Genomic DNA, 22,720 nt, shown 5'->3' on the forward strand with positions numbered 1-22,720 from the left:
AGCTATTGGTAAGGCTATCATTTTATCTTGGCAGAAGTAATAAATTGACCAAAAGTTTCACACCAAATCACAACCGTATTAAATCGATTAAGATCAGTACCTTCGGGAAGTTCAACCATAAAACGGTCGAATGTTTTCACATCTCCGACTCTCAATAACTCGTTCTTGCTTTCATTGAAAGCTTGCTCGGTTTCAATGAACTTTGGTGAGAGGTAAACCTTGTAATCAGGCCCCGGCGCCAATTCACCTTCAAAAGCGATCGCACTTTCAGATACTGAGACGATGCCTTCTCCCCAGTGCAAGAAATCACTGTCTTGTCGATCTTTAGTGAACTCACCCGTGTAGATAGCCTGCTCACTGATCGCTTCAACAGAACTTGAGGAAGGAGAATCAGGCTCAATCAAGATAGGTAATGCGTAAACACCCAGCCCAAAACCAAAAGCACCCACGGCTAAGTGGGTGCAAAGTAAAACTAACTTTTTCATCGCGTACTCCCTTATGCTTAAAGAGAGTATTATTGAATACTCTCAAAAATACAAAGAGATATAACGCTCCGATGTTCTATTTTTGGTAATGCGTTGCTGTACGTTGAGACAATTCGACAATCACTTTTACCGCTTGCTCCATGCCTTGAATGGTAATGAACTCATGAATACCGTGGAAGTTGTAGCCGCCAGTAAAGATATTCGGACATGGTAGCCCCATGAAAGATAAGCGAGCACCGTCTGTACCACCTCGGATAGGCTTAATCATTGGCTCAACATCGCACTCAATCATCGCTTGCTTCGCCAATTCGATAATATGTTGATGCGGTTCAACCATCTCTTTCATATTGAAGTAGCTATCGGTTAGCACCAGCTCAACACGGCCTTTCTCAAGACGCTCATTCAGCTCATCGACTTTCTGCTGCATGAATGCCTTACGCGCTTCTACACCCTCACGTTCAAAATCACGGATGATGTATCCCAGTTCAGAGCGAGCCACACCCATTTCCGCCGATTTCAGGTGGTAGAAGCCTTCATAACCTTCTGTGCACTCAGGTGTTTCTTGCGCAGGCATCATCAATTGGAATTGCGCTGCAATGTTCATCGAGTTCACCATTTTACCTTTTGCGGTGCCCGGGTGAACGTTCACGCCATGACAGATAACATCGGCGCTCGTGGCATTGAAGTTCTCAAATTCCAACTCCCCTACTGGGCCACCATCGATGGTGTACGCCCACTCGGCGCCAAATTTTTCAACGTCAAACAGGTTCGCACCGCGACCAATCTCTTCATCCGGCGTGAAACCAATGCAGATGTCGCCGTGTTTGATGTCTGGATTCGCTTTCAGGTAAGCAATTGCACTGATGATTTCAGCGATGCCCGCTTTGTTGTCGGCACCAAGTAAAGTTGTGCCGTCAGTCGTAATAAGGTCGTGACCATGTAAAGAATCAAGATCTGGGTATTGGCTTGGGTTCAAACTCTCGCCACTTTCCCCTAATTCAATCGTTCCACCTCGGTAATCTTTAATCACTTGTGGTTTCACGTTGGCGCCTGAGGCGTCAGGAGCGGTATCCATGTGCGCCACAAAGCCAATCGCAGGTACTGGATAATCGACATTCGACGGCAGTTTCGCCATCAAGTATCCATTGTCGTCTAAAGACACATCAACTAAGTCTAATGCCACCAATTCTAACTTTAAGGCTTCAGCAAAGGTAATTTGACCCGGTGAACTTGGGCATTGCTGATTAGAAGGATCGGATTTGGTATCAAAAGTAACGTAATTAAGAAAACGTTCTACAAGCTTTTCCATAATTCATCTCACCATGGATTAAGTAATTGATTTACTGACTTATATTTTTTTCGGTATACGATGCATCGTTAAATAAATACAAACACAGAGTCAGTAGCGAGGTTTTTCATCTTACGCCCCTGACCATGTATGTAATTGCTCTAAATCATTATTGTGCGAAATTAGATACGCTTCCTATACTTGAAAACAGAGGGTTTCGTCAGTTCAACATTGCATACGGATGATAAGAGATCGCTTTGTACGCATTCTACGCCCTCCGCTCTCAGCCTAACAAAAGTACAAAGTGGATGATGATCACAATTTATCCTTGATGCAGAATCTGTCATACGTTTCACGGAGACACAGTTATGACGATTAATAAATATTTCATTTTCTCTCCTCAAGCCTCTGAGGAAACGCTTCAACCAGTACTAACTGAGAAAGAAGTTCAAAGGCAGGAAGCTCTAAGACAGGCGCAAATCCAGGGTGGATTAGACACAAACGCGACCTCGTAACTCAATGAATACCTAGCACTATTAAGACCCCTATAAAAAAGCTCTACGCTCTATCCTGTAGAGCTTTTTTTATTCTTGATCTGTTATCCTCTCCCCCGCCCCAACAAAAAGTTGATCATTAAACCTTCATTCATTACTTCTTGTTCTTTACTTCTCAATCACCATTTGGCTCATAATTTCTTGCGAATGTAATTTCACGCATTGCACACGCTAACTTACGACACTGAGAAATGACTCACTAAACTCCCCGATGCCATACCTTGTCGTGTCATTTTGTGTTAATAATTCATATTCGTTTTCATTCCTCACTCGCCCTCTTTTCAAAACTATATGCGAGTACCAGAGAACCTAACCACAGGAACCCCGAATTCAATGGAATATTCAAAACTAGGAAGTAGTCAAATTCCCGTTTCCCGTATCTGCCTTGGTAGCATGACTTGGGGGCTACAAAATACGCAACAGCAAGCCGACCAACAGATCGAATACGCATTAAGCCAAGGTATTAACTTTATCGATACTGCAGAGATGTACGCGGTTCCACCTTCTCCAGATACCTACGGAAAAACAGAAGCGATCATTGGTAACTGGTTATCGCGTAACCCACAGCGTCGACAAGAGTTGATCATTGCGAGCAAAATTGCCGGGCCTGGGCTTCCTTGGGTTCGAGATGGTGGCCCGATAACGGGTGAAGCCGTGATCGCCGCGGTTGATGCATCATTAAAACGCCTACAAACTGACTATATCGACCTTTACCAACTTCATTGGCCAAATCGCACAACGCCTCACTTTGGTAAGCATTTCCCGAATCACATTCGATTCAGTGATATTGACCGAAAGCAGCATGAAGCTGAGATGTTGGAAATCCTAAAAGCACTGGCAAGCTGCATTAAGGCGGGTAAAATTCGCCATGTCGGGCTTTCAGATGATTCTACTTGGGGCATTAACACATACCTCAAGCTGAGCGAGAAACACGATTTGCCACGTATGGTTTCGATCCAGAATGAATTTAGCCTACTGCACGCAAAAGACTGGCCATATTTGATTGAAAACTGTGTGCATGAAGATGTCGCTTACCTGCCATGGTCGCCTTTAGCTGCAGGCATGTTGAGTGGAAAGTACATCGATGGCGCAAGACCGGAAGGCAGCCGTTGGACTTACATGCAACGTAAAGGCATCTTCCGTGACACTGAATCTGCCAACGAAGCGGTTAAAGGCTATGTTGAAGTGGCTCATGCTCACGGGTTCACTCCAAGCCAACTGGCATTAGCTTGGTGTAATCAAGTTGATGGGGTGACGTCCACCATCATTGGTGCTACCACCATGGAGCAGCTAAAAGAGAACGTAGCCGCTTTCAGTAAACCGTTATCAGAAGAGATCCTGACTGATATCAACACGGTCTTTAAGCGCTATCCTGCTCCGTATTAGGCTGCAGTTCAGCTTAACTTAGGTGAGTGAATCCCATAAGAGCGCGCTATTTAGTGCGCTTTTCTTTTTTAAGTGGATCGCTTTTGCTTTTATATGGATCGCATTGAGTCATCACGCTTTTGGTTCGCCAACCTTTGCTCTATAATGCGCGGGCTTATATCTAGGATAAAAACATGATTTCAAAAAACCAATTAAAACTCCTTCGTGCTTTGGGCCAAAAGAAACAACGTAAAGCCCACAGCCTGTTTCTAGTTCAAGGTGAAAAGAACGTTCTTGAGCTGTTCAATAGTGACTTAGTGGTGAAGAACGTCTTTGCTACCGCTGATTTCTTATCTGAAAATCATGCTTCACTGATTGAGTTTGATTGTGTTGAAGCCTCGCTGGATGATCTAACCAAAGCGAGCACTTTGGTCAGTAACAATGCCGCGATTGCGGTTGTTGAGATCCCAACCTTTGAACTACCAGAAGCGACAGGACTGATGATTGCACTTGATGGCGTTTCAGACCCGGGCAACCTAGGTACGATTATTCGTGTAGCAGACTGGTATGGCATCAAGCATATCGTTGCGAGCAGCGATTGCGCAGACCCATATAACCCTAAAACGATCAGTGCAACTATGGGCAGCTTTGGCCGCGTGCACGTAAGCCAAACAGACTTACCCGCTTACTTAGAGCAAGCGAACCTGCCTGTTTACGGTGCTTTCTTAGAAGGAGAAAGTGTTCATAAGACTGAGTTTACTGCTAACGGTATTTTGTTGATGGGCAGCGAGTCTCACGGCATCCGTGAACACGCGGCTAAATACGTGACTGATAAGATTACGATTCCAGCATTCGGTGGCGCAGAGTCTTTGAACGTTGCAATGGCGACAGGTATTATTCTCGACAACATGCGTCGTCAGCACAGCTAGACCTCTAAGCTAACTAGCCAATCGACAGTGTTCAGATATTAAAAAAGGCGTATTGATTAAATCAGTACGCCTTTTTATTAAGTTCTTTTCAACAATTACTTTTCTAGCATTGCCAACTTATCAGCGACACCATTCCACTTTTCAGCTTCTTCCATTGGTGCTTTTACTTCCGTTTGTACAGGCCAAATCTCAGCAAGTTCTGCGTTCACTTCGATGAAGATCTTTTGATCTTCTGGCAGTTCATCTTCTTGGAAGATTGCTTGAGCATCACATTCAGGTACACACAAGCCACAATCAATACATTCGATTGGGTTGATTACCATGAAATTTGGGCCTTCATGGAACGCATCTGCGGGGCACACTGCCACACAGTCTGTGTATTTACATTGAATACAATTATCGCCTACGACAAATGCCATGATGCTCTGCTCTATAAGTTAGTCAAAATTGAAGAATGGGGATAATACTCATCCCAAAGCAAAATTCAACATCATACGGCTCTAATATCGTATCTATTTGCTCCATGTTTCCAAATTAGTATGACAGATAAATCAATTTCTCGTAAAATGCGCGCCATTGTGAGCTTATCGCTTCTTTGAGCATCAGCGTTTTCATCAAACTCTGTATTAAGAAACGATCTAGCTAAGACACCTATAAAAACGAGACATCGAAATGATACGTTTAACCGAAATTAAACTCCCTCTAGACCATGAAGAGTCAGCGATTCAAGACGCTATTGAAGCGAAACTTGGTATTAACTCTGATCAGGTACTCTCTTTTAATATCTTTAAACGTGGCTACGATGCTCGTAAGAAATCAAAGATCTTACTTATCTACACGCTTGACGTTCTCGTTGAAAACGAAGCTGAGTTGTTAGAACAATTCATTAGCGACCCGCACGTAAAAGTGACTCCTGATATGGAGTACAAGTTTGTTGCTAAAGCGGTTGAGAACCAAACTGAGCGCCCTGTGGTTATCGGTTTTGGCCCTTGTGGTCTATTCGCTGGCCTAGTGCTTGCTCAAATGGGTTTCAACCCAATCATCGTTGAGCGCGGTAAAGAAGTTCGTGAACGTACTAAAGATACCTTTGGTTTCTGGCGTAAGCGTACACTGAACACTGAATCAAATGTGCAGTTTGGTGAAGGCGGAGCAGGTACATTCTCGGACGGTAAGCTATACAGCCAAGTTAAAGATCCAAAGCACTACGGCCGTAAGGTAATCGAAGAATTCGTTGCTGCTGGCGCACCAGAAGAAATTCTATACGTAAGTAAGCCACACATCGGTACCTTTAAACTGGTTACCATGATCGAGAAGATGCGTGCTTCCATCATTGAACTTGGTGGCGAAATCCGTTTCAGCACTCGTGTAGACGACGTTCATATGGAAGATGGTCAAATCACTGGCCTAACGCTTTCTAACGGTGAAGAGATCAAATCTCGTCACGTGGTATTGGCTGTTGGACACAGTGCTCGTGACACGTTTGAAATGCTGTACGATCGTGGCGTTTACATGGAAGCGAAGCCTTTCTCTGTTGGTTTCCGTATCGAACACAAACAATCGATGATCGATGAAGCTCGTTTCGGTAAGAACGCAGGCAACCCAATCCTAGGTGCTGCGGACTACAAACTGGTTCACCACTGTAAGAATGGCCGCACTGTATACAGCTTCTGTATGTGCCCAGGCGGTACTGTAGTTGCTGCAACGTCTGAAGAAGGCCGCGTTGTAACTAACGGAATGAGCCAATACTCTCGTGCAGAGCGTAACGCAAACAGTGCAATCGTTGTAGGTATCGACCCAGAACGTGATTACCCAGGTGATGCATTGGCTGGTATCCGTTTACAACGTGAATTAGAAAGCGGTGCTTATGTTCTTGGTGGCGAAAACTACGATGCACCAGCACAGAAAATCGGTGACTTCTTGAAAGGTCGCGATCCAAGTGCAATCGGTGAAGTACAACCGTCATTCACGCCGGGTATCCACCTGACTGATATTTCAAAAGCGCTGCCTGATTTTGCTATCGAAGCGATTCGTGAAGCAATCCCAGCGTTCGAGAAGAAGATCAAAGGTTTCTCTACGCCAGACGGCCTACTTACCGGTGTTGAGACACGTACGTCTTCTCCTGTATGCATCAAACGTGGCAAAGACTTCCAAAGCATCAACCTTAAGGGCTTCTTCCCCGCTGGTGAAGGTGCAGGCTACGCAGGCGGTATCCTGTCTGCTGGTATCGACGGCATTAAGGCCGCAGAAGCGCTAGCACTATCAATGGTAGAACAGAACCAAGCTGAGAAGATTGAGATCGCTTAAGCGCTTTCGATAAAGTAAAGCTAGATAGCGAACAACCAAAACTAAAAATCCAGTGTCTTGTCGACACTGGATTTTTTTATTACATAAAGGTATCCAGAGTTATTAAGTCACGACTTCGTCAGCGTTACTTACAAGTCTCTTTTGACCAATTCACACCATCATCTGAACACTCAAATAGACTTGTTCCATTTTGGTAATGATAACCTTTAGTCCAGCTACCATGAGAATCTCTAGACGTTATCGTTTGAGTATAATCAAACGGCGTATTTTCAATGTACGCATACTTATGTCGGCTCCAGCTGTCAGAACCATATGAACTGTTGTCATTAAAATCTACCGATAGGTAGTTGAGTGCATCAAAGTCGCTGCGCGACACACTATCCAATGAATCACCGAGATTAACCCACTCTGGATGTGGTGCGTTATTCTCAAAATTAAATTTCGCTTGTACTTGGGTAAACTGATCTTTGTAGTCACCGACAAGATCTGCCGACAAGGTTTGCATGAATCCAGCACCGACATTTTGACGTGAACAACTGTCCCAATCAGGTTGTTTAGACCAACCACGGTTCAACACACCAAAGGTCGTGAGTGAGTTAGGTAAAACCTGTTGCTTGATGGTCTCTTTCACCGAACATGAATATTCCGTTCCATCACTATCCAATGAGAACCAAGCTTCTTTGTCATATTCCAAGCCATTTTTCTTTTGGCTATTACGCTCAATATGCTTATTTAACGCCAGTTCGGTCTGCAAATCAGCGGACACTTCATGTTCAATAACAATTAGCTTGTCCGCGGTCATTACTGTTTTAACTTTATACCACTTATTAATTTCGTTCTTCTTAGTGTAATCCCAATGCTCCCAGTAATAATCAACATAGGCTTGCTGGGCTGTTGGGTTCTCTTTTTGAATCTCTTTCGTCTCTTGATAGGACTTTTTAATGGCAGGCATCATCTTCTGCGCTAAATCGTAGAGCTCAGTGTTTTGATCTTTAACGAAATCACCATACAAGTCCTCGACTGCGATGTTGTATCGGTTCGCAATTCGGAAGTCATGCTCTTTCACATTTTGGATAATGCTATTTTGGGTATTCACGGCTTGCTTCAAAGCAGAGCAACTGTTTAAACCACCTTTATACAAGTCGGCTTGGATCTCATTCCATAACACGGTCGTAAGTGGCGTAGTCGACTTAATTTCTTGCTCAGAACTCACCGTCATGACTGGCGGAAATATTAACTGATAAGGTTCAGTAATCGGTGAGTTTGGGCTGTCTGCATCAATAGCGCCTACTGGCACATTCAATACGATGGGTGCATAGTCCATACAGTCTGAGTTAGAGCCCGTCAAAGATAGCTCATAGCTGCCCTCATGGTCCGTGACACCAGGGCAAGATCATGAAAACCCCTTATGAAATAAGGGATGACGTGAAGTCATATTTTCACTAATTAGATACTGAAGTCACAATAATCTCAATACATCCAAGATCGATTTGATGATCAGATTTAGGTGTGATCATATACTGTTTTTTAACAGCAGATATTTAGCCTAATGAACGGATTAAGCCTTTTGGACCATATTTCAGTTATTCGAGACCCTCGCCAAGCCTGGAAAATAGAGCACACGCTAACCGACATTATCTTCTTAACAATTGCAGCAGTGATTGCTGGTGCTGAAGGTTGGGAGGATATTGAAGATTTTGGTGAAGATAACTTGGAATGGCTTAGACAGTATGGTGATTTCAAACAAGGCATACCAGTACACGATACCATTGCCCGAGTTATCAATCTTATTTCCGCCAAGCAACTGCAACGATGCTTTACTGCGTGGATGAAAGACTGTCATGAGGTGACTGAGGGTGAAGTGATTGCTATCGACGGCAAAACTCTCAGAGGCACATACAACAAAGACAAGCGTTGTGGTGCAATCCATATGGTTAGTGCGTTTAGTGCTGCAAATCAAGTTGTGTTAGGGCAGGTTAAAACAGCAGACAAAAGCAATGAAATCAAAGCGATCCCCGAACTGCTTGAAATGCTTTCCTTACGAGGTTGCTTAGTGACGATTGATGCTATGGGATGCCAGAAGGATATAGCTGAAAAGATAGTCGGCCAAGATGCAGATTACCTCTTAGCGGTAAAAGGTAATCAAAAACGATTGGAGCAAGCGATTAGCCAAGTCTTTAATTCTAGTATGCTTAATAGTTTTGAAGGTGATAAATACGTCACTCAAGAGAAAGGACATGGTCGTACAGAAACGCGTTTGAGTATGGTTGTTCACAATACAGATTTCTTAGGCGATATAGCGCTTGATTGGGCGGGACTCTCCACCATTGGTATGGTCGTTTCAATTCGTCAAGAAGGTGATAAGCCAGCAGAAACAATGCAAATCAAGCACTACATAAGCTCAGCAAAACTGACGGCTAAAGCTTTACTAGAGAGCACGCGAGCACATTGGAGCATTGAAAGTGTGCCGCAGGCACATAGGTTAGCAGCATAAGGATGTGTTTCTAGTCTTGAGCATAAGCTCATGAAGAGATGGTGGTAGGTCCACCGAAGTCTGCTGTCGGAAGCTGGCTTCAAACCACTTCAAGTGGCTGTCATTAAGAGTGATGGTCATAAGCGTTGAAGTAAAAGTACGAACTCAAGTTCGGCAGGTAGGGTACAAAGAGATGAGTTATAGCGAACCTATGTTGACGCGTCGTAATCCAGAGACTGACATCAAAATCGAGGGCGTTTCTATCTCTCGAGATAAGTTTGCAGGTTAATTCCGAATGCTGTGTAAGCGGTGTCCGGCGTATAGTGGGCATGACTTTGTATCGGGCTCTTTGTGGGAACTGCGGGAACCAGTCATCACAATGCTAAGGAAGAAGTACAAGTAACTGAATTTATGAGTATGAGAGTACCGATGTGTGATACTGGGACGGAGCAACTCGTAGTAGTGTTGAAGTGTTTGTAATGAACATGGAGCGAAGGGGTTGCGTCAAGCTGCTTGCATGTTTAGCTCAACTACCAAATGGTAGGAGGAAGCTATAGATGGAAGCAAAACCATTTACCATTTCAAAGTGGGCAGTGAAGCACGCCTACGAATTAGTTAAAGCTAATAAAGGAAGTGCAGGAGTTGATAATCAATCTATTGAAGGTTTCGAAAGAAATCTAAAAGGTAATCTTTATAAGATCTGGAATCGATTATCTTCTGGCACCTATTTTCCACCTCCAGTTAAAGCGGTAAGTATACCGAAGAAAAGTGGAGGAGAACGGATTTTAGGTATACCAACGGTAAGCGATCGGATCGCACAAATGGTCGTAAAACTTGAATTTGAGCCAAAGGTTGAGCGGATCTTTTTGCCAGACTCATATGGGTATAGACCTAATAAATCAGCGCTTGATGCTATAGGTGTCACTCGTAAGCGATGTTGGAACTATAACTGGGTACTTGAGTTTGATATTAAAGGGCTGTTCGATAACATTCGGCATGATCTGTTACTTAAAGCGGTATATAAACACACCAATCTCACTTGGGTAAGGTTGTATATAGAGCGCTGGCTAGTAGCACCGATGCAAATGGAAGATGGCGACCTCAAAACTAGGCAGATGGGGACACCGCAAGGTGGCGTTATTAGCCCTGTATTAGCGAACCTATTTCTACATTATGTTTTTGATAAATGGCTACAAAAGCATTTCCCCAAAACATTATGGTGCCGTTATGCTGATGATGGTTTGGTTCATTGTAATACTGAAAGCGAAGCTCAGCAGATGCTTGAGGCTCTGAAAGCTCGTTTTGAGGATTGTGGACTTGAGCTCCACCCCACAAAAACCAAAATAGTATATTGTAAAGATGGGAGTAGAAAAGGTGATTCGGAACATACCAGTTTCGACTTTCTTGGCTATACCTTTATGCGTAGGGTTTGCAAAAACTGGAAACGCAATAGCTTATTTTTAAGCTTCTCGCCGGCAGTGAGCAAATCAGCATTAAAATCAATGAGATTGAAAATTAGAAAGTTACGAGTGCGGATGAAAACAGAACTTAGCATAGCGCAAATGGCTAAGTGGTTAAACCCAATGATAAACGGGTGGATCAACTACTATGGTCGCTACTATCGCTCGGCACTGTATGGCATGTGCAGGCACGTAAATAAAGCTCTGGTTCGTTGGGCGAGACGAAAGTTTAAGCCATTACGACGTCACAAAACACAAGCAATGAGATTCTTGGAAAGGATTTCAGAGCAGAACCCCCACTTGTTTGCCCATTGGAAGCAAGGAATGTTAGGTGCGTTTGCTTGATGGGAGCGGTATGAATTGAGAGGTTCACGTACCGTTCTGCGAGAGGCTGTGGGGGAAGCTCCCACGGTCTACTCACCATCAGATGCACTGGCGATTAGACGTAGGTTTTAAAGAAGATGAATGTCGGATTCGTCGAGAGCAAGCTGGTGAGAATTTAGCAGTTATAAGACATATAGCTTTAAATCTGCTGACGGAAGAAACCAGCTTCAAAGCAGGGATCAAAAGAAAGCAGAAAAAAGCAAACCGTAGCAATAGCTACCTTTCGCAAGTCCTTGCAGTACAAGGGGCTTCGTAATCTTGCCCTGTCCGTGACACTGCTAGGCTCACCTTCATCTAATACGCCATTATAATTGATATCTAGAAACGCGGTCGCCCCGGAAATATACCCGTCAATGGCGACACCTTGTAAGGTTCTCGTTTGAGGAGCAGGAGCACTTGTGTTGCTACCACCGCCTCCTCCGCCACAAGCCGTAAGGCAACCAGCTATAAGTGCGATAGAAATAAGCCTAAGTTTCATTCGATTAGATCCTAATGAAATACATTATAAATGGAATTGTCATTGGGGGGATGACCGGAAATGACTGTGATAGTCATAGCCAGCCATAATAGCGATTGGCATTAGAAAGAAACACGAAAGGGTGATAGCCGATTCGTGCATGTTTTCATTTTGAACAGAAACTAAAAGATAGGGAAATGGGGTTAAAAATGGACTAATTACTTCTCGTTCGAAGCTATCCAAAGCTTATAAAAATCACTATAACCGGTTTGGTTAATCTCTACGCCATGAACCTCAACACTGTTAAAAACCTTCTCTTTACCGTGAAATAACGGACAAAGTAACTTCTGTTGATAAAGCGAACCTTCAATCTCTTTCAGCTCGCTCATTGGGTCCTCGCCACTCACAGCAGCTCTAACTCTCTCGCAATGCGCCTTCATCTCAGAATTGTTGAAAATGAATCTGAGCCCAGAGGAAGCAAGTAGCCAATCGTAAAGGCCATAATCGGCTGGCTGTTCGATAACTTCTTCAATGAATAACAAGTCTGCCGACTCACTCATGGAGCTAGGGTCACTAATATTAGGAAGCTCAATGACTTCAATCGTCACGCCAGTCTTTGCAATCGTTTGTTGCAGCCAGTCAGCCATCTCTTGAAGTAAAGGAATCGTCATTCTAGGTCGTGTTAACACAACAGTGCCGGTCAAAATAGGAATGGGATTGCTGCGTATTAATTTACTCGGCGAGAAAGACAGATCATCCGTCACCATATCAGCATCAAACTCTTTACTGCTGGACTTGATAAACGATACCAGCCTGTCGAGTTCTTCAGGGGTGATGCCCGAGTTTTCTCTACGATTAACCGCAACATACGAAAGCGCATTGATTGTGGTTTCTTCAGCGACGCCAGATTGATTAAAACTCAGGGTGTGGTCATTTAAATCTTCTATGTCGGTGAGCGTTATCTGTTCTAACAAGGCATTTTGAGCAAAGTAACCTCGGTGACGTTTAAGAACCAAGCGCTCTTCGCTCCAATCATCCAATGAGAAAGGACCGGTTCCGATATAGGCACTGCGCCCGCTCGAAAAATAAGTACGCTTGCAACGATAAATAGACGCGTGAGGACTACTTAATGCATAGAGAAACATTGGGTTTGCGTGTGTTAGTTCAATAGTCAGTTGTTTATCACCCACCACTTGAACATCACTGACCTGATCAAATAAAGATTGTACTGGCCCTTCGATATTTTTTAGCTGCAACAAACATTGAGCAACATCTTTGGCCGTTAAAGTTTCACCGTCATGGAATAACACATTCGGTCTCAACCAAAAATGCAGAAGGCGTCCTTCCATCTTCCAATGGTGCGCGAGGCTCGCTTGAGGATTTCCCTCATGATCTTGGACGAGTAACGTATTGTAGACACTTCTTAAGATGTGATGTTCGGCGGTTCGGTATGTTTTGGCTGGATCAAGGTTATCAACCCACGGATATTGAGTGATCAGCAAATGGTCATGTTGTTGATTGAACAAACTATGTTTTTCAGTCGCTAGCGTCAGTGCCTTTATTGCAGCATCACCATAGCTTTCTAGAAGACGAGGAATAACGTTAAAGCACCCTTGTTCTAACTGAAGCGCTAACACCTGTTCTAATGCTTCGGGAACGCTGACCAAAATTCTAAACTGGCTACATAGACAGGATCTTAAGCTCTAAGCTATTTATTTAGATAGAAAAAAGGCTTCATTTATGATCAGATAATCGTCGCCAAACAAACCACCCATATCAACCGTGAAGCCGATGACGATTATCTCCCTACAAAAGCAGTTTAAGCAATTCTTTAATGCTGATAGCCTTCAAAAAATGGCGAAAAGTACAGGACTTATGAAGCGATGTCGGGCTATCTTACCCGACCAGCTAGTAGTAAGCCTAGTGGCCGCTTTGAGCAAAGGAAACTGCTCATCTATTGCCGATTTACTAAGGCAATTCAATGGGATGTGCTTAAGCGCTAAAAATACTGTGGCTTATAAGCCCTACCATAACCAGTTAAGAAAAGAAGAATTTCCGATATTCATGCGCCAATTGGCCATGCGAGCGATAGCTCAGTTTGCTCGCCAGCAGAGTGCCAACCTACCAGATAAACTCGCCACCTTTGATGATGTGCTGCTTCAAGATGGTAGCTCTTTCCACATTCATCGTGACCTTTCGAACGTTTACCCGAGCCGATTTAAACGCAATCCAGCCGCAGTTGAATGCCATATGACAATGTCTTTAAAAAGCTTTTCTCCAGTCGCAATGAGCATCAGCGCTGATACAGCATCAGAAAGAGACTTTTGCCCGCCCCAAAACAATGAGTAACAAATTGTTGTTGGCTGACGCAGGGTACCCTGACTTCCAATTCTTTACTGAGCTTGAACTGTATGGTGGTTTCTATATTTTCGAGGAGCAAAGTCCCTGAATCCTCATGTTATAGAAGCGAGAAACGGTCAGGGCCGGCATTTATCTAAACTAGAAGGAAAGAAGCTCAAAGACATCACTCGAGGTACTAATCGCTCACAGGTACTCGACCTTAAAGTTCGTAGTGGTAAGCAAGAATTTAGAGTGGTAAGACGTTGGTTTGCCGAAGAAAAGCGATTCTGTATTTGGTTAACTAACTTGCCTTCAGGTACCTATACTGCTGATGACATAATGGCGATCTACCGCTGTCGATGGCAGGTGGAGTTGCTTTTTAAAGAATTAAAATCTCACACAAACTGGCAACGATTTGTCACCGCACAAAAGGCCATCGTTGATGGGCTTATCTGGGCCAGTTTACTCTCGCTGATCATCAGGCGCAGTACTGCGCTTCAGATAATGCCATCGGTCTCGCTGTTTAAGGCGGCAAAAAATGTGGATGTGTGGCTGTTGCCCATATTTGAATGTATCAGCCACAAGGCATGGTCAGAAATAGGTAATAAACTGGAATGGGCCTCTAGCTATATATTTAAGAACGCACAAAAGTCCGCCCAGAGGAAGTCAAAGAAAAACATCACGTTAGACGGGATTTATGCTGGTCTTAATGCTTAAGGTTCAGTCTATGTAGCGGCCATAGCTTCCCTCCCAAATATTAATCATTTGAAAATGCGTTACCCTAACTCTTTTAAAGGGTCGTATTACGTCAAATGAGTAATAAAAATCAAGTTACATCACTGCTGTTAATTATTTTTAGTTTAATCATTTGCCTAAATAGCTAGATTAGCAAGTCTGGCTCTCAATTTATCTCAAAGTTTTTACGACCACTGTTTATTAAGGCTACTTTTATAAGAGCTAGAATTAGCGTTATAAGAACTGGGCTAACCTTAAAGTGATGAGTTAATCGGTTTGTGGCTTTGTTGAATGTCGTGAGAGGGTAGAATGAGAAAGTGTCGATGGTTAGTCTTATTAGTCTGTTTTGTATTCGCTGGTTGCGGGACTAAACTTGCCTACAACAATATAAGCTGGTTTGCGGTTAGCTATATTGAAGACTTTGTTTCTCTATCCAACAGTCAAGAATCAGAGCTCGAAGAGCGCCTCGACTTATTACAGCAATGGCACAAAGAAACTCAGCTACCTCTGTATATCTCGCAATTAGAAGCGATTCAGAACGTAGATCGGTCGGATATGAATCCCGCTTTTATTGTGGGTCAAAGTGAAGAAACTAAAGAGCATATTCGCTCAATCGTTAATAAGTTCGCTCCAGATATTTACGCCTTGAGTATGCAGCTTAGCCCTGAGCAAGACAGAGAATTTTTAAAGAACTTTCGTGAAAAGCAGCAAGACTATTATGAAGAAAGGTTGTCGTTGAACGATGAAGATTCGAGAGAGCGATACAGAACTAGAATAGAAGAGCGGGCAGAGCGGTGGTTAGGTTCGGTGTCTAAAGAACAAAAACAGATTATTCTGGCTTGGTCTCAAGAGTGGGTAAACACCAATAACAGCTGGCGACAATATCAAAACAACACCTATCAAGAGCTAACGACGCTGATGGCAAAGAAGAGCGACCTGCATATTGCTCAGCCGATTATCATGAAATTGCTTTTAAACAATGAAGCTTATTATCCTGATGAACTTGAGTCACAACTCAACCAAAATATGGAAACATCAGCCAAGTTTTTAGTAGATATCGCCGCGACCAGCAGTAACAAGCAGTGGGCGTATTTTATGAATGAATTAGAAAGCCTCAAAGGAACGTTGAAGTCATTGCAAGAGTAGAGCGTCCCTTTTAAAGGCTAGCGGTTATTGTCGAGCTAGCCTTTCATCCCACTTTAAGGTGAATTTCGGAACCTAACCCCTGTTGCTCATCAGTAGTTTTGGAATCGAACCTTTGGCTGTCTTCGATATTTTCTGCATCAATTGGAAGCTCGGCTGTTGAATACCGTGGTCACTCTGCAGCTCATCGATCATTAATAACCACAACCTTGCTGTCATTTCTGAATCGGCTAATGCTCGGTGGAAAGTGCCGTCGTTATCTATTTGCTTGAATCGAACTAGGTCGCCCAACTTATGGGTCGGAGCGTCTTGGATTAGCCGACGAGCAATCAACATTGAGCATGCAAACTGTCCATTGTAATCACGCCCAATATTGTCTAATTCTGCGTCGAGAAAGCGTTTATCAAACGAGGCATTATGAGCCACAAGCTGACTGTCTTGAATAAAGCCTGCAAACTCATCCATCACTTCACTGCAACTGGCCGCGGTACTTAGCATTCGGTTAGTAATGCCGGTGTAGCTTTCAATGAAGCCACTCACACGAAACCCTGGGTTCATGAGTTGTTGGAAGGTGTCGACGACTTCGCCGTTAACGAGTTTTACCGCACCGATCTCAATCGCTCGATCGCCCATATTGGGTGATAAGCCTGTGGTTTCGAAATCGAGAACGATAACGGAATCTGCGGAGTTTGAAGCCATCGTGTTTCCTAATTGCTGTTTGGGAGTATCGCTTTATATGGGGCGTTTGGTGTTGCTATGGGTAAATCCGTTATTTGCTAGTGCCGATAACAAGCTCAGTGTACCCCGTTGAATCGTCATGCTCTCTGTTGAAGGTCAAAGTATCGTAGCGGTGAACGATCAGTTCAGCCGTGGTTGCGATAATCGTCCCTTCAAGCAAATGCCCACCAATCACATTGCCATTTTCATCAGCAACGGATATATGAACATGCTGGTGGTTTGGGGTTAGCGTTGCCATCACCGAGACTATTTCGAACGGAGCTTGGACGAGCTTGGTGTTGTTCGCATTAGCTAGACGAATATTGAGCTGAGAGACACAACCAACACAAGACGCGATAGAGCCTGCCGAGATGTTGTGTGTGGTCACTAACCTTTGGATCTCAAGCTTTAGGTCTTGCCCGCGGGTTAATCTCGTTGCGATAGGAGTGATCATCTTATTGCCTCAGCGTTATATGTATTTCAAAGAACAAAACGAAGCCACATAGGGCTTCGTTTTATTTTCATTTTGGCTAACGCGACTTTTCTTTTGGTTAATGCAACTTTGCATTTTCTGTCGCTGAAATTACTTAGTCTTGTTGCTGTTCTCTTTTCTTCTTAGGAACGAAGTTCAATACTGAGATTGGCACTTCTTTGCGTGGTTCGAAACCTTCAACAACGCGACGTTCAATCAAGTGACCCAGACGCTTTTCAATAATGCACAGGTTTTTGAAGTTATCTTTCGATAGGAAAGAGATCGCTTCGCCAGATGCATCAGCACGGCCTGTACGACCAATACGGTGAACATAGTCATCTGCAGGGAAAGGCATGTCGTAGTTCACTACGCGGCTTAGGTTGTCGATATCGATACCACGAGCAGCAACCCCCGTCGCGACTAAGTATTTTAGGCGGCCTTTCTTGAAGTCAGCCAAGATCTTTTCACGAATTGCTTGGCTACGTCCACTGTGGAAAGCTTCAGCTTGAATGCCACGTTTCTCAAGTTGAGCAACCAACTTAGCCGCGCCATGTTTAGTTTCGATAAATATAAGCGCTTGGTCCCAGTTACCTTCGGTAATCATGTGGCTCAATAGTGCTGACTTACGGTCTTTATCTACGGTTACCAACCATTGCTCAATGTTCGCTTTAGAAGCGTCAGTTTTGGCAATTGAAATCTCTTCTGCTTCACTGATAGCACTTTTCGCTAGCGCACGCACTGGCGTTGAAAGCGTTGCTGAGAACAGTAAGTTTTGGATGTCTTGTGGTAAACGAGCAATGATCTTGTTGATGTCTTCAATGAAACCCATGTCTAGCATGCGGTCTGCTTCATCTAGAACCAGTACTTCCACTTCATCAAAGTGAACAGCACGTTGACCGTACATGTCGATCAAACGACCTGGTGTTGCCACAAGAATGTCGACACCTTCAATCAAGCGATCTTTCTGGTGTTGGTAAGATACGCCACCGTACATCGCTAGTGATGTTAGGTTTAGGAACTTCGCGTACTTAGTGATGTTCTGTTCAACCTGAATCGCAAGCTCACGAGTTGGTGTCAGAATAACAGCGCGAATACGTTTTTTACGTTGTGTTTCACCTTTACTTAGCATTTCTAAGATAGGGAGAACAAAGCTCGCAGTTTTACCTGTACCTGTTTGTGCTGCCGCAATAAGGTTCTTACCAGAAAGTACAATCGGAATTGCTTTTTCTTGAATAGAGGTTGGCTTTTCATAGCCTTGTTTTGCAACGGCTTTAACAATAGGTGAGCTTAATCCAAGCTTGGAAAATGGCATAAGTTTCTCGGTATGATTTGGCTAAATAGCGATGGAAAGGTTTAACAATCTTATACAAGGATAAGATTAATGGCGGCATTCTACCATGTTGCTTGTATACCGCTAGTAACATAGACACTTTAGTTGGATAATACTGGCTCAATAGCACAACGATAAGGCAGGAATGTAGAGCAAATAACAAATAGCAAATCCGGTGGAGGATTAATCTCCCACTTATTTTTGCCACTGAATATGCACGATCAGTGATTATTTTGTTTGCTAAAAGAGGTGTTTATCAATTAAGTTGGATCTTGATATTATTTATATCAACAGTTTCATACAGCATATTCCAACTTGAATGAGTAAATAGACCTCCCATTTGGGTTACAGCTATTCTCGTTCCACTAGACGCTTGATTCGGATATCCATTGAACGACGCTAACTTACGTAGACTTCAGCAGCTTATTGCAAAGTATGAATTAGGTGAAGAGTATCACCTAACGATCGATGATCTAGAGCACTCGCTATCGACTTCTCGCAGAAACACTTCGATCATTCTTAAATGCTTATCGGAATATCGCTGGATTTGTTGGATTCCGTCCAAAGGAAGAGGGAAGCTTAGCCAGTTTCATAGACTGAACCTTAAGCATTAAGACCAGCATAAATCCCGTCTAACGTGATGTTTTTCTTTGACTTCCTCTGGGCGGACTTTTGTGCGTTCTTAAATATATAGCTAGAGGCCCATTCCAGTTTATTGCCTATTTCTGACCATGCCTTGTGGCTGATACATTCAAATATGGGCAACAGCCACACATCCACATTTTTTGCCGCCTTAAACAGCGAGACCGATGGCATTATCTGAAGCGCAGTACTGCGCCTGATGATCAGCGAGAGTAAACTGGCCCAGATAAGCCCATCAACGATGGCCTTTTGTGCGGTGACAAATCGTTGCCAGTTTGTGTGAGATTTTAATTCTTTAAAAAGCAACTCCACCTGCCATCGACAGCGGTAGATCGCCATTATGTCATCAGCAGTATAGGTACCTGAAGGCAAGTTAGTTAACCAAATACAGAATCGCTTTTCTTCGGCAAACCAACGTCTTACCACTCTAAATTCTTGCTTACCACTACGAACTTTAAGGTCGAGTACCTGTGAGCGATTAGTACCTCGAGTGATGTCTTTGAGCTTCTTTCCTTCTAGTTTAGATAAATGCCGGCCCTGACCGTTTCTCGCTTCTATAACATGAGGATTCAGGGACTTTGCTCCTCGAAAATATAGAAACCACCATACAGTTCAAGCTCAGTAAAGAATTGGAAGTCAGGGTACCCTGCGTCAGCCAACAACAATTTGTTACTCATTGTTTTGGGGCGGGCAAAAGTCTCTTTCTGATGCTGTATCAGCGCTGATGCTCATTGCGACTGGAGAAAAGCTTTTTAAAGACATTGTCATATGGCATTCAACTGCGGCTGGATTGCGTTTAAATCGGCTCGGGTAAACGTTCGAAAGGTCACGATGAATGTGGAAAGAGCTACCATCTTGAAGCAGCACATCATCAAAGGTGGCGAGTTTATCTGGTAGGTTGGCACTCTGCTGGCGAGCAAACTGAGCTATCGCTCGCATGGCCAATTGGCGCATGAATATCGGAAATTCTTCTTTCTTAACTGGTTATGGTAGGGCTTATAAGCCACAGTATCTTTAGCGCTTAAGCACATCCCATTGAATTGCCTTAGTAAATCGGCAATAGATGAGCAGTTTCCTTTGCTCAAAGCGGCCACTAGGCTTACTACTAGCTGGTCGGGTAAGATAGCCCGACATCGCTTCATAAGTCCTGTACTTTTCGCCATTTTTTGAAGGCTATCAGCATTAAAGAATTGCTTAAACTGCTTTTGTAGGGAGATAATCGTCATCGGCTTCACGGTTGATATGGGTGGTTTGTTTGGCGACGATTATCTGATCATAAATGAAGCCTTTTTTCTATCTAAATAAATAGCTTAGAGCTTAAGATCCTGTCTATGATGGCCGCTATTCCTGATCATACAAGCGATTTAGAATATGAGCTTTGTTATTTTGACGATGGATCAATAACCACAATCACGATATTCGTTCACAATCGACAGGAAGCGATGACTTGGTATCTTAGCGAAGGAAAACATATCAACGATCTTTATTCGATAAGACCCGATGAATAATGCTTTGGTATAGAGGACTAGGTCGATAAACCTAAGAGAAGAAACTTGAGTGGCATTTTGTGGAACACCCTTTACTGCAATGCCATTAATTAGCAATGTCATTAATTAGACATATCGCAGCAAAGGGGTTCAGTCTCGAATTACTTCAGGATTCGGGCGCGGAATTGACGACCCTTCATTTTACCTGATTCGATTTTGTTCAGTGCTTTCTTAGCCACAGATCTTTCTACCGCTACGTAAGCACGCATTGCGAACAGATTGATCTTACCTACTGATTTACCATCAATGCCGCCTTGGCCCGTCAATGCGCCAAGAATATCACCAGCACGAAGCTTAGCTTTCTTACCGCCATCAATCTGGATGGTAACCATGTTCGAGTAGTACGGCTTAGCAATTGGTTTTGCTGGAAGCTCAGATGGCTCGATTGGCATGTCCATGTACTCATCGATTTGAGCAACACGGTACATCTCTTTTTCGCTAAAGAAGCTGATCGCTACTCCTTTGCTTCCTGCACGACCAGTACGACCAATGCGGTGTACGTGAACTTCAGGGTCGCGAGACAATTCAAAGTTGAACACAGCATCTAGGTTATCAACATCAAGACCACGAGCCGCAACGTCTGTCGCCACTAGAATCGAGATGGTTTTGTTTGAGAACTGAACCAAAGCTTGGTCACGTTCACGCTGTTCCATGTCACCATGAAGTTCGATAACGCTGAAACCACGGTGGCTTAGCTCATCGTTTACGTTCTGCACTTCTTTCTTAGTGTTACAGAACACAACCGCAGATTCCGGTTGATGATGAAGTAACAGCAACTCTAGAGCGTCATCACGAGCTTCAGAACCTTCTAACTTGTAGAAGTGTTGTTGGATGCTTGAGTGGTCATGTGTTGATTCAACCTTCACCATTTCTGGATTGCGCATGATGCGGTCTGCAACAGATTTGATCTGTTTAGGGAAAGTCGCACTGAATAGTAGAGTTTGGCGTTCTTTTGGCGCCGCTTCAATCACAGCATCCAAAGCGTCTTGGAAGCCCATTTCTAGCATGCGGTCAGCTTCATCTAACACAAGTGTGTTCAGCTCAGACAGGTCAATACGACCTTTCTCTAGGTGATCAAGAATACGACCAGGTGTGCCTACAAGAATGTGTGCGCCATGCTCTAGTGAACCAATCTGAGGGCCCATTGGCATACCGCCACATAGTGTCAGCACTTTAATGTTGTGAATACCACGAGCAAGAGTACGAATCTCTTTTGCTACTTGGTCTGCAAGCTCACGAGTCGGACATAACACTAAAGACTGAACACGGAAACGCTTAACGCGTAGGTTCTGCAGCACGCCTAAACCGAAAGCAGCTGTTTTACCTGAACCCGTTTTACCCTGACCGATAACGTCCTTGCCATTTAGGATAGTAGGAAGACTTAACGCTTGGATCGGCGTCATTTCAGTATAACCAAGAGAATCTAACGTGTTTAGAAGCTCTGGTTTAAGGGCGATTGAAGAGAATTTTGAAGTGCTCAATGGAAATATCCAACTGGTGAAAAACAGAGTGCATTATGAGTGTTTTTGAAAATTATTCCACCTTAATCACAGTTTTGAACGAACAAACAACCATAACAAATATTTATCAGTTGGCAGTGTTAATTACAATTAAAATACGGGATACCATAAAAGTGTAATTTACCCCTGAGGATTGAACAGTATGAAAAGATCACCGTTACAAAAAGGCTTCACACTTTTGGAACTGATCGTCGTTATTGTCATACTCGCCGTTATCGCTGTGGTCGCCGCTCCACGCTTTTTGTCTATTGCAGATGATGCAAGAGAAGCGACTAGCCGAGCACTGTTTGACAACTTCCGTGCCGGAGCAGAGATCTATCAAGGAGCTTGTTTAGCTCGAGGCGGAGATGTAACCGAATTGCGAGGACAGGATACTTCAGATTTCAATATCGACGGCATTTACTCGAACTTCTCGGGCAGTTGCTACCCAGTGCGTAATAGCAATGCAGGTGTGCGTAGAGATATTAACAATGCGAGAGGCTGTTACGAACTGTTCCAAGACATCGTCAACAGCGATCATTTCGAAGATGTTAACTTTGGTAGTGGCGGCGGCTTTGTTGCGTAATTAAGTTTAG

16 protein-coding genes and 7 pseudogenes are annotated in these 22,720 nt (G+C 43.6%); 12 read left to right on the plus strand and 11 right to left on the minus strand.

What is annotated here, in order from left to right:
* Positions 1-17 precede the first annotated feature (17 nt).
* Both OCV19_RS20315 and pepT read right to left on the minus strand, forming a co-directional pair.
* Positions 18-485 (minus strand): DM13 domain-containing protein, encoded by a 468-nt coding sequence (locus OCV19_RS20315; protein WP_065676875.1) that lies wholly within the window; start codon positions 483-485, stop codon positions 18-20.
* Between the two features lie 76 nt (positions 486-561).
* Positions 562-1,794, minus strand: a complete 1,233-nt coding sequence (gene pepT / locus OCV19_RS20320) for a peptidase T (RefSeq protein WP_065676874.1) — start codon at positions 1,792-1,794, stop codon at positions 562-564.
* A 347-nt stretch (positions 1,795-2,141) separates the two neighbouring features.
* Here pepT and OCV19_RS20325 point away from each other — a divergent pair, with 347 nt between their 5' ends.
* From OCV19_RS20325 to OCV19_RS20335, 3 genes are all read left to right on the plus strand, one after another.
* Positions 2,142-2,288 (plus strand): hypothetical protein, encoded by a 147-nt coding sequence (locus OCV19_RS20325; protein ID WP_017068404.1) that lies wholly within the window; start codon positions 2,142-2,144, stop codon positions 2,286-2,288.
* 372 nt (positions 2,289-2,660) lie between these two features.
* On the plus strand, positions 2,661-3,713 hold the full coding sequence (locus tag OCV19_RS20330) for an aldo/keto reductase (protein WP_065676873.1): 1,053 nt from the start codon (positions 2,661-2,663) through the stop codon (positions 3,711-3,713).
* Positions 3,714-3,886: 173 nt separating this feature from the next.
* Complete coding sequence (locus OCV19_RS20335) at positions 3,887-4,621, plus strand: RNA methyltransferase (protein ID WP_065676872.1); 735 nt, start codon at positions 3,887-3,889, stop codon at positions 4,619-4,621.
* Between the two features lie 95 nt (positions 4,622-4,716).
* Here the strand turns inward: OCV19_RS20335 and fdxA are convergent, their stop codons facing one another.
* A complete protein-coding gene (gene fdxA, locus OCV19_RS20340; protein WP_065676871.1) occupies positions 4,717-5,040 on the minus strand; it encodes a ferredoxin FdxA in 324 nt (107 codons plus the stop codon).
* A gap of 253 nt (positions 5,041-5,293) precedes the next feature.
* Between fdxA and OCV19_RS20345 the strand changes: the two genes are divergently transcribed.
* Positions 5,294-6,925, plus strand: a complete 1,632-nt coding sequence (locus OCV19_RS20345; RefSeq protein ID WP_048606003.1) for an NAD(P)/FAD-dependent oxidoreductase — start codon at positions 5,294-5,296, stop codon at positions 6,923-6,925.
* A gap of 124 nt (positions 6,926-7,049) precedes the next feature.
* Here the strand turns inward: OCV19_RS20345 and OCV19_RS20350 are convergent.
* A pseudogene (locus OCV19_RS20350) lies at positions 7,050-8,306 on the minus strand (hypothetical protein); the annotation flags it as partial.
* 168 nt (positions 8,307-8,474) lie between these two features.
* Here OCV19_RS20350 and OCV19_RS20355 point away from each other — a divergent pair.
* The 3 genes and pseudogenes from OCV19_RS20355 to OCV19_RS20365 form a co-directional block, all read left to right on the plus strand.
* Positions 8,475-9,386 (plus strand): annotated as a pseudogene (locus OCV19_RS20355) (ISAs1 family transposase); the annotation flags it as partial.
* A gap of 569 nt (positions 9,387-9,955) precedes the next feature.
* Positions 9,956-11,203, plus strand: a complete 1,248-nt coding sequence (gene ltrA, locus OCV19_RS20360; protein ID WP_065676566.1) for a group II intron reverse transcriptase/maturase — start codon at positions 9,956-9,958, stop codon at positions 11,201-11,203.
* A gap of 79 nt (positions 11,204-11,282) precedes the next feature.
* Positions 11,283-11,498 (plus strand): annotated as a pseudogene (locus tag OCV19_RS20365) (transposase); the annotation flags it as partial.
* Positions 11,499-11,507: 9 nt separating this feature from the next.
* Here OCV19_RS20365 and OCV19_RS20370 read toward each other — a convergent pair.
* Together OCV19_RS20370 and OCV19_RS20375 are read right to left on the minus strand one after the other, a co-directional pair.
* A pseudogene (locus OCV19_RS20370) lies at positions 11,508-11,720 on the minus strand (hypothetical protein); the annotation flags it as partial.
* Positions 11,721-11,917: 197 nt separating this feature from the next.
* Entirely contained in the window at positions 11,918-13,366 is a 1,449-nt protein-coding gene (locus OCV19_RS20375; protein ID WP_065677711.1) for an ABC transporter substrate-binding protein, read from the minus strand.
* Between the two features lie 124 nt (positions 13,367-13,490).
* Between OCV19_RS20375 and OCV19_RS20380 the strand changes: the two are divergent.
* Both OCV19_RS20380 and OCV19_RS20385 read left to right on the plus strand, forming a co-directional pair.
* A pseudogene (locus OCV19_RS20380) lies at positions 13,491-14,756 on the plus strand (IS4 family transposase).
* A 327-nt stretch (positions 14,757-15,083) separates the two neighbouring features.
* The gene (locus tag OCV19_RS20385; RefSeq protein WP_065677407.1) at positions 15,084-15,920 is read left to right on the plus strand and encodes a DUF6279 family lipoprotein; all 837 of its coding nucleotides are present in this window, start codon (positions 15,084-15,086) and stop codon (positions 15,918-15,920) included.
* 72 nt (positions 15,921-15,992) lie between these two features.
* Here OCV19_RS20385 and OCV19_RS20390 read toward each other — a convergent pair whose 3' ends face one another.
* The 3 genes from OCV19_RS20390 to OCV19_RS20400 form a co-directional block, all read right to left on the minus strand.
* On the minus strand, positions 15,993-16,616 hold the full coding sequence (locus OCV19_RS20390) for a 3'-5' exonuclease (protein WP_019825080.1): 624 nt from the start codon (positions 16,614-16,616) through the stop codon (positions 15,993-15,995).
* A gap of 70 nt (positions 16,617-16,686) precedes the next feature.
* Positions 16,687-17,088, minus strand: coding sequence for a PPC domain-containing DNA-binding protein (locus OCV19_RS20395; RefSeq protein ID WP_065677406.1), 402 nt, complete (start codon positions 17,086-17,088; stop codon positions 16,687-16,689).
* A gap of 133 nt (positions 17,089-17,221) precedes the next feature.
* Positions 17,222-18,418, minus strand: a complete 1,197-nt coding sequence (locus OCV19_RS20400) for a DEAD/DEAH box helicase (RefSeq protein WP_065584754.1) — start codon at positions 18,416-18,418, stop codon at positions 17,222-17,224.
* Positions 18,419-18,825: 407 nt separating this feature from the next.
* On the opposite strand from OCV19_RS20400, the pseudogene OCV19_RS20405 reads away from it, so the two are divergent.
* Positions 18,826-19,035: pseudogene (locus tag OCV19_RS20405) on the plus strand (SgrR family transcriptional regulator); the annotation flags it as partial.
* 4 nt (positions 19,036-19,039) lie between these two features.
* Here OCV19_RS20405 and OCV19_RS20410 read toward each other — a convergent pair.
* A pseudogene (locus OCV19_RS20410) lies at positions 19,040-20,304 on the minus strand (IS4 family transposase).
* A gap of 108 nt (positions 20,305-20,412) precedes the next feature.
* Between OCV19_RS20410 and OCV19_RS20415 the strand changes: the two are divergent.
* Positions 20,413-20,586, plus strand: a complete 174-nt coding sequence (locus OCV19_RS20415) for an RNA helicase (RefSeq protein ID WP_065677708.1) — start codon at positions 20,413-20,415, stop codon at positions 20,584-20,586.
* Between the two features lie 140 nt (positions 20,587-20,726).
* Here OCV19_RS20415 and dbpA read toward each other — a convergent pair whose 3' ends face one another.
* Positions 20,727-22,106, minus strand: coding sequence for an ATP-dependent RNA helicase DbpA (gene dbpA / locus OCV19_RS20420; protein ID WP_017064348.1), 1,380 nt, complete (start codon positions 22,104-22,106; stop codon positions 20,727-20,729).
* 181 nt (positions 22,107-22,287) lie between these two features.
* Here dbpA and OCV19_RS25050 point away from each other — a divergent pair, with 181 nt between their 5' ends.
* Positions 22,288-22,710 carry a prepilin-type N-terminal cleavage/methylation domain-containing protein gene (locus OCV19_RS25050; RefSeq protein WP_370736630.1) on the plus strand — a complete coding sequence of 141 codons (423 nt, stop codon included), beginning with the start codon at positions 22,288-22,290 and terminating at the stop codon, positions 22,708-22,710.
* The last annotated feature ends 10 nt before the right edge of the window (positions 22,711-22,720 follow it).

It is taken from the genome of Vibrio celticus (genome assembly GCF_024347335.1).
Taxonomy (GTDB): Bacteria; Pseudomonadota; Gammaproteobacteria; order Enterobacterales; family Vibrionaceae; genus Vibrio; species Vibrio celticus.